Genomic DNA, 12,532 nt, shown 5'->3' on the forward strand with positions numbered 1-12,532 from the left:
GATCTTAAGCTGCGGTGCGCGGGCGGGTGTTGCGGAATTCGATGCGCTTCTGGGCCGCGCCGACCTCGACGATGCGCTTCACGAAGATGCCGGGCGTGTGGATGTGGTCGGGATTTAGTTCACCGGCGGGAACCAGATGCTCGACCTCGGCCACCGTGATCTTGGCGGCGGTCGCCATCATCGGGTTAAAGTTGCGCGCGGTCTTGCGGTAGATCAGGTTGCCGGCGGTATCACCCTTCCAGGCGTGCACGATGGCGAGGTCGGCGAACAGGCCGCGCTCCATCAGATACTTCTCGCCGTCGAACTCTTTCACTTCCTTACCTTCGGCGATCAGCGTGCCGACGCCGGTCTTGGTGTAGAAGGCCGGGATGCCGGCGCCGCCGGCGCGGATGCGCTCGGCCAGCGTGCCCTGCGGGTTGAATTCGAGTTCCAGCTCGCCGGCGAGGAATTGCTGGGCGAACAGCTTGTTCTCGCCGACATAGGACGAGATCATCTTCTTGATCTGGCGGGTTTCCAACAGGCGGCTGAGCCCGATGCCGTCGACGCCGGCATTGTTCGAGACAACGGTCAGACCCTTCACGCCGGAGTCGCGGATCGCGTCCGACAGCGCCTCGGCGATGCCGCAGAGGCCGAAGCCGCCCGACATGATCATCATGTTGTCCTTGAGAACGCCCTCAAGAGCCGACTTGGCGTCAGGATAGACCTTGTTCATGCAAAAACCCTCGACTGAAGCTGCGGCCTGCAGGCGTCGTGCCCTTATTGGCGGCGATTATTAGGCGAAATCGTCCGAAGCCGTCAATGATACGGGGTTCTCCGTTCCGAGAGCCGGTGGTAGAAGCTGCCCACGCCGTGGGCAGACCCGTCCGCGGCCTTGAAAGCGACAAGAAAACCCATCAAGTTGCGGGGGTTGGGCGTGGGGCGCGCAGGTTTCCCGCCCCGCCCTTCTGGCTCCAGCGACCAACCCGATCAGGACATGCCATTGACCATGGCCCAAGGAATGAAGCGCCTCGGGACGCCGATCGCGGCGTTGCTCGGCGTAGCGCTGATCGCCCTGATCGCGACCTCCTGGCTCATCAACCGCGACGCTCTGCGCAAGGCCGTGGAGGCGCAGATTCGCGACGTCACCGGGCTTGAGCTCAGCGTAGCCGGCAACATCGACATTTCCGTGCTGCCGGCGAGCTACATCTCGTTCCATGACGTCGGCCTGAAGGGCGGCGGCACCGCCGACCCCGCGCTCCATGTCGACGTGCTCACTGCCAATCTCAGGCTCTTGCCGCTATTGCTGCAACGGTTCGAGATCGCCGACCTGACGCTGCTGCGGCCGCACATCCATGTCAGCCTGAAGCCGGACGGCGAGAGCAACTGGACACCCTTCATCCAGACCATTGCGCGCACGATGAAGCCTGGGGCCGACAACCAGGTGTCGTTCTCCGAGATCAGGATCCAGGACGGCGTGCTCGATTTCGAGGACGCCGCCACGCAAGCCACCGAGAAGTTCGAGGACATCGATCTGTCGCTGGCCTGGCCCTCGATCTCGCGCTCCTTTGCCGCAACCGGGCAGTTCGACTGGCGCGGCGAGCGCGTCGACGGCTCGATCAGCTTTGCCGATTTCGTCGCGGCGCTTTCGGGCGACCGCTCAGGCCTGAAGGCGCGGATCGCCAGCGCACCGCTCAAGCTCGCTTTCGACGGCAGCGTCGCCAACCGCACCAGCCCGATGATGGAGGGCACGCTCACCATCGACAGCCCGTCCTTGCGCAACGCCCTGCGCTGGACTGGTCAGCCGCAACCCGGCAGCGGTGGCTTCGGCCGCTTCGCGCTGAAGGCGCGCGCCAATGTCGTCGGCGCTTCGATCGCGCTCACCAATGTCAATGTCGAGCTCGACGGCAACACTGCCGAAGGCGTCATGACTTACGCCAATAACGGCCGGCAGACACTGCAGGCGACGCTTGCCGCCGATGCACTCGACTTCACGCCTTATATCTCCACCTTCCGCCTGCTCGCGAGCGGCGCGCGCGACTGGAACAGGCAGCTGTTCGATCTCAACGGGCTTTCGAGCACCGACCTCGACATGCGCCTGTCGGCCGCCAAGCTGACGGTCGGGCCGACGAAGCTCGGCCGCACCGCGATCGGCGCGAACTTGCGCAACGGCACGCTGGCGCTCTCGGTCGGCGAGGCGCAGGTCTATGGCGGCATCGCCAAGGGCTCGTTCGGCATCTCGCGCTCCGACACCGTCGCCGACATCAAGGCGCAATTCCAGTTCACCGACGTCGACCTCCAGGCCTGCGCCTCCGAACTGTTCGGCCTCAACAAACTGTCCGGCCGCGGCAATATCAACGTGTCGCTGCTTGCTTCCGGCTCGAGCCCGTTCGGCCTGGTGCAGTCGCTCGACGGCACCGCCACCGTGACCGGGCATGACGGCGCGATCTCAGGCTTCAACGCCGAGCAGCTTCTGAAGCGGCTGGAGCGCCGGCCGCTGTCCGGCGGCGGCAATTTCCGCAACGGCTCGACGCCCTTTGACAATCTCACCATCGCCGTGAAATTCGCCGACGGGATCGCCACCGCCGAGGACATCCGCATCGAGGGACCTTCGGCGAAGATCACGCTGACCGGCACCGCATCGGTGCCGACGCGCGAATACGACATGAAGGGTGTGGCGAGCCTCAACACAACGTCCGGCTTTCAACTGCCGTTCATGGTGCAGGGCCCCTGGGACGATCCGCTGATCTTCCCCGATCCCGAGGCCCTGATCCGCCAGTCGCCTGCGGCGTCTCCTTTCCTCGATTTGCTGAAGCAGCGCATCACCGGCGGAAAGCGACAGGCACCGGAGGGATCGCCGACGGCGGAGAACGCCAAAGAGAGCGCGAAGTCCAACTGAGGACGGCGTCCGCGACATCAGCGAATTGATCCGGCCACATTGATGCGGCGATCGCATCGGTGCCCCGTGTTAAGCATCTCCTTTAGCCCGATACCCCTCGACCTAGGTCTGACAACATGCCGCTAGATCGGATAGCGGCCATGCGCTAGTGTTTTATCCGACCGGTTAAAACACCGGCGGCTTGAGGGAGAAAAACGTGAAATCCAAGGTTATTGGCGCTGTATCACTGGCGGTCGCTGCGGCCGGGCTGTTTGCAGCCGCTGCACCCGCATTTGCGCAGCAAAAGACGATTACGGTCTGGTGGGGCAAGGGCTTCTACCGCTCCGAAGACGACGCGCTGCTCGACACGATCAAGAAGTTCGAAGCCAAGACCGGCATCAAGGTCGAATTGTCGCAGTACGCGATCCAGGACATGATTCCGAAGACGGTCGCAGCACTCGACGCCGGCACCGTGCCCGATGTCGCCTATTCCGATTCCTATGACGTGCAGGCGCAGGGCAAGTGGGCCTTCGAGGGCAAGCTCGAGGATCTGACCGATGTCATGGAGCCGATCAAGGACCGGTTCGTGCAGAACACGCTGGACGCCTCGATCCTCTACAACGACGTCACCAAGAAGAAGGCCTATTACGGCTTCCCGCTGAAGCAGCAGAGCATGCATGTCGAGATCTGGAGCGACATGCTGGAGAAGGCCGGCTTCAAGATCGCCGACATCCCGACCGACTGGGCAGGCTACTGGACGTTCTGGTGCGACAAGGTGCAGCCGGGGATCCGCAAGGCCACCGGTCAGCGCATCTACGGTGTCGGCCAGCCGATGGGCGTGGAATCCACCGACGCCTTCCAGTCGTTCTACACCTTCATGGACGCCTACCACGTCAAGCTGGTCGACGACGACGGCAAGCTGCTGGTCGACGATCCCAAGGTGCGCGAGAACCTGATCAGCGCGCTGAAGGACTACACCGACACCTACATCAAGGGCTGCACCCCGCCTTCCTCCACGACCTGGAAGGATCCAGACAACAACGTCGCCTTCCACAACAAGACCATCGTGATGACCCACAATTTCACGATCTCGATCGCGGCGAAGTGGTTCGAGGATTCGCAGAACCAGGCGCTCACCCAGGAGCAGCGCGATGCCGGCAAGAAGGCCTATGAGCAGGACATCGTCACGGCGTCCTTCCCGAAGGCCCCGGACGGTACGACCATCCGCTATCGCTCCGACGTCAAGACCGGGCTGATCTTCACCGCGGCCAAGAACAAGGCCGAGGCCAAGCAGTTCATCAGCTTCCTGCTCCAGGAAGACAATGTGCGCCCCTATATCGAGGGCGCGCTCGGCCGCTGGTTCCCGGTGACGAAGGAAAGCCAGGCCAGCCCGTTCTGGCAGGCCGACAAGCATCGCAAGGCGGTCTATAACCAGTTCACGGGCGGCACTGCGCCGTTCGACTTCACCAAGAACTGGAAGTTCACGATTCTCAACAACGAGAACATCTGGGCCAAGGCGATGAACCGGGTCGTCAGCGAGAAGGTCCCCGTCGACAAGGCCGTCGACGAGATGATCGTCCGCATCAAGCAGGTTGCAGGCTAACTGTATCCCTCCCTCTCCCCGTTCTTACGGGGAGAGGGTTGGGGTGATGGGCTCTACCACGAGCTATACTTGTGGTGAGTTCTGTACCCCCTCACCCGGATCGCCCGAGGGCGACATAGCCGAAGCTCCGCTTCGGCGTTCCTAGAACGGCCGCCGGAGGCGGCCTATGCCTCTCCCCGCAAGCGGGGAGAGGTGAAAGATTGAGAAGAGTCCAAAAAGAATGGCGATCACGCTCTCTGACGATCATGCGATCCCTTCACCGCCCTTGTCGCCGCGGCTGACCCCGGCACAGGTCTGGGGCATCGTGCTGCTCGCGCCCTATCTGCTCGTTTTTCTCGCCTTCGTCGTCTATCCCGTCTGCTACGGGCTGTGGCTGGCGCGAGCCCCGTCGAATTATGTCGCGCTCTATAACGACCCGATCTTCGCGCGCGCCGCGGTCAACACGCTGATCTTCCTGGTCATCGGCATCAACATCAAGATGCTGATCGCGCTGTTCCTGTCCGGCTTCTTCGCGCAGCAACGCACCTGGATCAAATGGCTCTCGGTGATCTTCATCCTGCCCTGGGCGGTGCCGTCGATCCCGACCATCCTGTCGGTACGCTTCATGTTCAATCCCGAATGGGGCGTGGTCAACCACCTCATTTTTTCATTGACCGGCGATGACGGCCCGAACTGGTTGAACGACCCGACCGTGGCGCTGACCATGGCAATCGGCGTGCACATCTGGAAGTCGCTGCCGTTCTGGACGCTGATCCTGATCACCGGCCGCCTCGCCATCGCGCAGGACCTGTTCGAGGCCGCCGAGGTCGACGGCGCGAGCTGGTGGCAGAAATTCCGCTTCATCACCTGGCCGTCGATGCAGACGCTCTACATCACCTGCACGCTGCTCTCGATGATCTGGACGCTCGGCGATTTCAACAGCGTCTATCTGCTCACCGGCGGTGGCCCGGCCGACCTCACGCACGTGCTGTCGACGCTCGGCATTCGCTATCTCCGGCTCGACCAACTCTCGCTCGCGATGGCCTCCATCGTCTGCGCGATGCCGTTCGTCCTGCCGCTGGTGTACTTCATGATGAAACGGTTGTCGCGATGAAGCTTCCCTCTCTCCGTGACGTCGCGACGGAAGCGCGGCTGCTCCTGATCGGCATTCCCGTCTTCCTGTGGACGATGATCCCGATCTATCACATGTTCCTGTTCGCGATCTCCCCGAAGGAAGACGCGTTCTCGGGCAAGCTGTGGCCGGACCATCCGACGTTGCACAACTTCGAAATCGTGTTCAAGCAGCAGCATTATTTCCTGCGCGACTTCTACGCGCAGTTCTGGAATTCAACGCTGATCGCAGCCGCAGTCGGCGTGCTGACGCTGTTCATCGCGACCGCCGCGGCGTTCTCGATCTCGCGGCTGAAGGTGCCGGGCGGACGCATGGTGCTGAACCTTGCGCTGTTCACCTATTTCATTCCGGCAGCGTTCCTTGCGGTGCCGATGTACCGGACCATGGGCAATTACGGCCTGCTCAACAATCACTGGGCGCTGATCCTGGCGATGGTGACGATCGCCAGCCCCTACGCGATCTGGGTGCTGAAGCAGGCCTCCGACAAGCTGCCGGTCGAGCTGGATGAAGCCGCGGTGATGGACGGCGCGACGACGCTGCAGATCTTCCGCCTGGTCTATCTGCCGCTGATGATGCCCTCGCTGGTCGCGATCGGCACCTATGCGGTGTTGCTCGCCTGGAACGAATATCTCTACGCGTTTCTGCTGCTCTCGAACGACCGCGAGATCACGCTTCCCGTCGCACTCGGCAACTTCCTCGCCGCCGACGACTCGCCCTGGGAGCTGTTGATGACCACCGGCTTCATCTACGCGCTGCCGCCGGCCGCGGTCTATTACGTCTTCCGCCGCTACATGGTGGGCGGGCTGACAGCGGGCGCCGTCAAGTCCTGAACATTGGCTGCGCGCTGCACCTGACGAAGGACCGCAGCGCGCAAGACGCCGTCAGGCCGCCTTGCGTACGGTCTGCAGAAACTCCGCGACAGCTTTCTTGAGCGAGCGCGCTTGATCCTGCAATGCCGAGGCCGCTGAAAGCGTGGCTTCGGCACCGGCGTCGGTCTCTCCGGCCACGGTACGAACCGCGCTAACCTGGTCGGTCACAGCCGCCGTGCCATTCGCCGCCTGCTCGACATTGCGAGCGATCTCGCTGGTCGCGGCCCCCTGCTCCTCGACGGCCGAGGCAATCGTGGTCGCGATCTCCGTCATCTCGGAGATGGTCTTTCCGATCTGACCGATCGCGGCGACGGACTGTCCGGTCGAGCCCTGGATCTCGGCGACGAGCCCTGCGATCTCCTCAGTGGCGCGCGCGGTCTGGGTTGCAAGGCTCTTCACCTCGTTTGCGACCACGGCAAAACCCTTGCCTGCATCGCCGGCGCGCGCCGACTCGATCGTGGCATTGAGAGCCAGGAGATTGGTCTGGCTCGCGATCGCCTGGATCAGCTGAACCACCGTGCCGATCCGCTCGGCGGAATCCGACAGCGCACGCATCAGCGCCTCGGTGCGGGACGCTTCTTCCTTGGCCTGGTCCGAGACCGATACCGAGCGCGCGACCTGGCTCGAAATCTCCTTGATCGAGGCGGCGAGTTGATGCGTCGCGGCCGCAACGGTCTGCACATTCGAGGACGCCTGAGCCGATGTCGCGGCGACCTGCTCGGCGAGCGAGCGGCCGCGCTCGGCGACACGGGCGAGACTCTGGGCGCTATGCCCCATCTCCTCGGCACGGCTCGAGACGCCGCCAATAACGCCCTCCATGCCGTGATCGAAGCGATCGGCAAGCTGAGCCATCATCGCTGCACGCTCTGTCTCGGCTGCAGCGCGCTGCGCGGCAGCACCCTGCTCCATGCGCCGAACGGTCTGCGCGTTCTGGCGGAACACTTCGACCGCTTCAGCCATATGGCCAATTTCGTCGCCGCGCTCGCCGCCCGGGATCGCCTCATCGAGCTCGCCCTTCGCAAGGCTCTGCATGCGCAGGGTCATCTGGCCGATTGGCCGCGACACGCTGCGCCCGATCAGCCAGGCCAGCAATGCACCCAAGGCGAGCGCGGACGCGGCAACGGTGAACACGAGATTGCGCGTATGATCCACCGATTCCGCCGTCAGCCGGCTCTGCTCGGTGCGCATCGCACCGAGAGCCTTACTGATCTCGGCGGCCTTGGCGTCGATCGCGCTGCTGGATTTGACGAGATCGGCTTGTGCCTTGCGCAGCTCGCCCATTGCGGCAGAAAGCTCCGTCAGCGTCGCTGATTGATCGGCCAACACCTTCTTCAAGGCCGCAATCAGACTCTTCAGTCGCGGCGCCTCGATATCGGCGATCTCTGCCTCACTGTCGGCAATCGCGGCCAGCGCATAGCCGATCGTCAGCGAAACGTCGTCGGCATCGACCTGAGCCTGGGTGATGGTGAAACGCAGCATCGCGACGCGCATCGCATCCACCGTACCGGCGAGACGCAGCGGCTGAAGCAGGCGATCTGCGTGGTTGGCGAGTGTCACATTGATCGCACCGACGTCGAGGCCTGCCGAGGCGCCGAGCGCCTCGCCCTTGGTGCTCGCGATGCGCAGACGATCGACAGCGGCGGCGACCGCCGTGAAGGATTGCCGATAGGTCCCGAGCGCATCCACCAGCGCGCCACGGCCAGCGGCAATCGCCGGCAGGCGAGCGAATTGCTGATCGACCTGATCAAAGGTCTGGCCAAAGCCGTCGATCGACTTCATGGCGCTGTCACGGTCGCCGAGATTGCGCGTACGGATGAATTTTTCGACGGTGACGTTCGACGAAAGCAGCGCGGCATGCACCCTCGCCATGCCGGCATCACCGTCGGCGCTGGTGACGAGTTCTCCGACGGTACCGCCGATCTCGGACAACCGCAGGACGGCGAGCAGGGCCAACAGGCAGAGGAAACCCAGGACCAGCGCGAAGCCGCCGAAGATGCGTGGGCGGATGCCGATGCGCGACAGGAGCAATGACAGGTTCATGATGTTTCCCGGAGAATTACGGCGTAGCCCGGATCCGGGCGAGCAGATCCTTGCCGAAGCGCTTCTCGAATTCCGGCTCCAATGGCTTCACGGCATCGATGAAGGGCTGGCGATCGACCTTCTCGATGATCTCCATGCCGGCCTTGCGCAGCTCCTCGAGCTTCTTCGTCTCGTCCGCGGCGCCGCTCTGCCAGGTCGCCTCCGCACCGGCCTTGGCTGCGGCGATGAGGGCGGCCTGGTCGGCGGGCTTAAGGGCCTGGAACACATCGCGATTGGCGACGAAGGCGATCGGGGCGAAGAAATGCCCGGTCAGGCTGGCATATTTCTGCACTTCCTCGAGATGGCTGGTGGCAATCGTCATGACCGGGTTCTCCTGCCCGTCGATGCGACCGTCCTTCAGTGCGGAATACACCAGCGTGAACTCCATCGGCACGACCTCGGCGCCCAGCGCCTTGAAGGTCATTTGATAGACCTCATTCGGCAGGACGCGGATCTTCAGCCCTTGGAGGTCGGCGGGCGAACGAATCGGCCGTTTCGAATTGGTGACGTTGCGAAAGCCCTGCTTACCGATGGCGAGCAGCACCAATCCCTTATCGGCGAAAGGCTTGGCGAAGAGAGCGCCGACCGGCCCGTCCGCGACCGCCTTGGCTTGCGCGGCGTCGCGGAACAGGAACGGCACGTCGAAGACGCCGAATTCCGGCACGGCAGAGCTGACGACCGAGCCGGACAGCGTCGCCATGTCGACCACGCCACTGCGCATGGCGGCCAGGAGCGCCGTCTCGCTGCCCAACGCGTTGCCAGCGCGTTCATCGATGATGATGCGGCCCTGTGCGATCTCGGCGAGCTTGCGGCGAAATTCGTCCGAGCCAATCTGCTGCGGCGACTGCGGCGAGCCGTTGTACAGCAGCGACACCATCTGCGTCGCGCCGGCCGACGGCCGAACGGCAAGACAAAACAATGCCAGCGCCGTGCTGGCCAAACCAATATAGAATCGTTTCATCGCCCTCATCCCCAAGCGACGCGACGATAGCGAGATAAGCTATATGAATTGTTAACCTAGATTTTTGGCGGTGCCCAAACACCACAAGTCAGCTCTCGGAACGGCCGCGGCGTATGGATCAGGATCTGATAGGCGAACGTCATGACGACCTCCGGATCACAGCGGCGCCGCGCTCTCGCCCTGCGAGCTCGACAGCTTTGAAGCGAGCGAGGCGATGACGATGACGACCGCGATCAGGGCGATCACCAGCGTGCAGATCGCATTGATCTCGGGCTTCACCCCCAGTCGCACCTCGGAATAAATCCGGATCGGCAGCGTCGCCGAGCCGGGCCCCGTGGTGAAGCTCGCAATCACGAGGTCGTCGAGCGAGAGGGTGAAGGCGAGCATCCATCCGGCGACGATCGCCGGCGCGATCAACGGCAGTGTCACCGACAGAAAGGCGCGGACGGGAGCGCAGCCGAGGTCCATCGCCGCCTCCTCAAGCGAGCGGTCGAGCGAGCCGAGCCGCGACTGCACGACGACGGCGACGAAACACATCGTCAGCGTGGTGTGCGCGATCGTCACCGTCCAGAACCCGCGCTCGGCGTTCAGCGCGACGAACAGCAGGAGCAGCGACAATCCGGTAATCACCTCCGGCATCACCAGCGGCGCATAGAGCATGCCGGAGAACAGCGTGCGGCCGCGAAACCGCTCGCCGCGCGACAACGCCACCGCGGCCAGCGTACCGATCAACGTAGCGATGGTCGCGGACGCGACCGCAACCCGCAGGCTCATCCAGGAGGCCTCGATCATGGCCCGGTCGCCGAAGAACTCGTAATACCAGCGCAGCGACCAGCCGCCCCACACCGTCACCAGCCGCGAGGCGTTGAAGGAATAGATCACGAGAATGAGGATCGGCAGGTAGAGGAAGGCGAGGCCGATCGCGAGCGAGGCGATGTTGAAGCGGGACAGGCGAGAGACTTTGCGCATCTCACCGCTGCTCCAGCTGCCGCCGCTGCAGCCGCTCATAGAGCAGAAGCGGCAGCAGCAGCACCACGAGCAGCACGATCGCCGCGCTCGAGGCAACCGGCCAATCCTTGTTGGTGAAGAATTCGAGCCACAGCGTCTGGCCGATCATCAGCGAATTGGAGCCGGCGAGAAGATCCGGGATCACGAATTCGCCGACGATCGGGATGAAGCACAACAGCACGCCGGCGCCGACGCCCGGCAGCGACAGCGGGAAAGTCACGAGCCAGAACACCTGCCAGGGCGGCGCGCCGAGATCACCGGCCGCCTCCTCCAGCGCCGGCTCCATCTTGGCGAGCGTGGCATAGAGCGGCAGGATCATGAACGGCAAATAGGAATAGACGATGCCGATATACATCGCGGTGTCGGTCGACAGCCACACCACCGGCTCCCTGACCAGATGCAGCGCCAGCAGGATCTGATTGAGCAGCCCATCGTGCTGGAGGATGTTGATCCAGGCATAGATGCGGATCAAGAACGAGGTCCAGAACGGCACGATCACCAGCACCATCGCCACCGCCTGCCAGCGCTTCGGCAGCCGCGCCATGCCATAGGCGATGGGATAGCCGATCAGCAGCAGCAACGCGGTCGCCGTCACCGCAACGGTGAGGCTGCGCAGATAGGCGAACACATAAAGATCGTCGGAGGCGATCAGCTTGAAATTGTCGATTCCCAGCGCGGCAAAGGCCGCCCGGATCGCCGTCCACCCGGCCGTCAGGTCGAACACCGGCTCGTAAGGCGGCTGCGCGATCGCGGTCTGCGACAGGCTGATCTTCAGCACGAAGCCGAACGGCACCAGGAAGAACAGCACCATCCAGACATAGGGCGCGATCGCGGCAAAGCGCGCCGGTCGCGCGAAAATCCGGCGCGCGCTCATGACGGCAGCACCACGCAGTCATCAGGCGAGAACCAGGCGACGATTTGCTGGTTCAGGCTATAGGCATCGACATCGAGGCGTGCGCTGTTGGCGACGGACGCCTGCACCAAGCCGCCGGTATCGAGCTTCACCTTGTAGGTGGTGGTGCCGCCGAGATAGCAGACGTCGGCGATCACGCCGTCCAGCCGGTTGATCGCGTTTTCATGACCGGCCTCGCTCACGGGACCGCGACGCGACAGCTTAATCTTCTCGGGGCGGATCGCGACCGCAAATCTGCTCTCGCCGACGGGCTGGCGCGGCTCGGCCACCACCAGTGTTCCCGCATCGCGCGTGCCAACGACCAGGCGATGACCGTCGCGCAATTTGGACTCGGCGTCGAACAGATTGATGTCGCCGACGAACTCCGCGATCCAGCGCGATCGCGGCGCCTCGTAGAGCTCGCGCGGCCCAGCGACCTGCGCGAGCTTGCCGGCATTCATCACGCCGATTCTATCAGCCATCGTCATCGCCTCTTCCTGGTCGTGGGTGACGATGATGAAGGTCATGCCGAGCCGGCGCTGCAGCTCCATCAGCTCGCCTTGCGTGTTTTCGCGCAATTTCTTGTCGAGGGCTGCGAGCGGCTCGTCGAGCAGCAACAATTGTGGCCGCCGCGCCAGCGCGCGGGCCAGCGCGACACGCTGCCGCTGGCCGCCGGAGAGCTGATCGGGCTTGCGCTTCTCCAGCCCGTCGAGCTTCACCAGCGCAACCATCTCCGCGACGCGCGTTGCAATGTCGGCGCGTGCCATGCCGGCGCGCTTGAGGCCAAAGGCGATGTTGTCGCGCACCGAGAGATGCGGAAACAGCGCGTAGTTCTGGAACATCATGTTGATCGGGCGCTCGTGCGGCAGCGCCTGCGCGATGTCCTTGCCGCCGAGCAGGATGCGTCCCTCGTCCGGCGCTTCGAAGCCCGCGAGCATGCGCAGCAGCGTGGTCTTGCCGCAGCCGCTCGGACCCAGCAACGCAAAGAACTCACCGGCCTTGATGTCGAGCGATACGCCGTCGACCGCACGAAAGGTCCCGAACGTCTTGGCCACGCCCTCGATGCGCAGCAGCGGCTCACCCGTGGCCGGATGCGCATCTCCAGCCGCATGGGCCGCGGCGTCCGTTCTGGGCAACTCGTCAGTCATGGTCCCT

10 protein-coding genes are annotated in these 12,532 nt (G+C 63.8%); 4 read left to right on the plus strand and 6 right to left on the minus strand.

What is annotated here, in order from left to right; genetic code table 11:
• Positions 1 to 4 precede the first annotated feature (4 nt).
• On the minus strand, positions 5 to 712 hold the full coding sequence (locus FXB40_RS09530; protein ID WP_148771951.1) for a CoA transferase subunit A: 708 nt from the start codon (positions 710 to 712) through the stop codon (positions 5 to 7).
• Between the two features lie 273 nt (positions 713 to 985).
• On the opposite strand from FXB40_RS09530, the gene FXB40_RS09535 reads away from it, so the two are divergent.
• From FXB40_RS09535 to FXB40_RS09550, 4 genes are all read left to right on the plus strand, one after another.
• Positions 986 to 2,875, plus strand: a complete 1,890-nt coding sequence (locus FXB40_RS09535) for an AsmA family protein (protein ID WP_187436770.1) — start codon at positions 986 to 988, stop codon at positions 2,873 to 2,875.
• Positions 2,876 to 3,071: 196 nt separating this feature from the next.
• Positions 3,072 to 4,457 carry an ABC transporter substrate-binding protein gene (locus FXB40_RS09540; RefSeq protein ID WP_148771953.1) on the plus strand — a complete coding sequence of 462 codons (1,386 nt, stop codon included), beginning with the start codon at positions 3,072 to 3,074 and terminating at the stop codon, positions 4,455 to 4,457.
• Positions 4,458 to 4,677: 220 nt separating this feature from the next.
• Positions 4,678 to 5,550: a carbohydrate ABC transporter permease gene (locus FXB40_RS09545; RefSeq protein ID WP_148771954.1), complete on the plus strand. Its 873-nt coding sequence runs from the start codon at positions 4,678 to 4,680 to the stop codon at positions 5,548 to 5,550.
• Positions 5,547 to 6,398 carry a carbohydrate ABC transporter permease gene (locus FXB40_RS09550; protein ID WP_148771955.1) on the plus strand — a complete coding sequence of 284 codons (852 nt, stop codon included), beginning with the start codon at positions 5,547 to 5,549 and terminating at the stop codon, positions 6,396 to 6,398. The genes FXB40_RS09545 and FXB40_RS09550 overlap by 4 nt, the downstream gene beginning before the upstream one ends.
• A gap of 51 nt (positions 6,399 to 6,449) precedes the next feature.
• On the opposite strand, the gene FXB40_RS09555 is transcribed toward FXB40_RS09550, so the two are convergent.
• The 5 genes from FXB40_RS09555 to FXB40_RS09575 form a co-directional block, all read right to left on the minus strand.
• Complete coding sequence (locus FXB40_RS09555) at positions 6,450 to 8,477, minus strand: methyl-accepting chemotaxis protein (protein ID WP_148771956.1); 2,028 nt, start codon at positions 8,475 to 8,477, stop codon at positions 6,450 to 6,452.
• A 16-nt stretch (positions 8,478 to 8,493) separates the two neighbouring features.
• A complete protein-coding gene (locus FXB40_RS09560) occupies positions 8,494 to 9,477 on the minus strand; it encodes a TRAP transporter substrate-binding protein (protein WP_430646943.1) in 984 nt (327 codons plus the stop codon).
• 156 nt (positions 9,478 to 9,633) lie between these two features.
• Positions 9,634 to 10,446: an ABC transporter permease gene (locus tag FXB40_RS09565; protein ID WP_148771957.1), complete on the minus strand. Its 813-nt coding sequence runs from the start codon at positions 10,444 to 10,446 to the stop codon at positions 9,634 to 9,636.
• Position 10,447: 1 nt separating this feature from the next.
• Complete coding sequence (locus tag FXB40_RS09570) at positions 10,448 to 11,359, minus strand: ABC transporter permease (protein ID WP_148771958.1); 912 nt, start codon at positions 11,357 to 11,359, stop codon at positions 10,448 to 10,450.
• A complete protein-coding gene (locus FXB40_RS09575; protein ID WP_148771959.1) occupies positions 11,356 to 12,525 on the minus strand; it encodes an ABC transporter ATP-binding protein in 1,170 nt (389 codons plus the stop codon). Before FXB40_RS09575 ends, FXB40_RS09570 begins: the two co-directional genes overlap by 4 nt.
• Between the last annotated feature and the right edge of the window lie 7 nt (positions 12,526 to 12,532).

Source organism: Bradyrhizobium rifense (genome assembly GCF_008123425.1).
Taxonomy (GTDB): Bacteria; Pseudomonadota; Alphaproteobacteria; order Rhizobiales; family Xanthobacteraceae; genus Bradyrhizobium; species Bradyrhizobium rifense.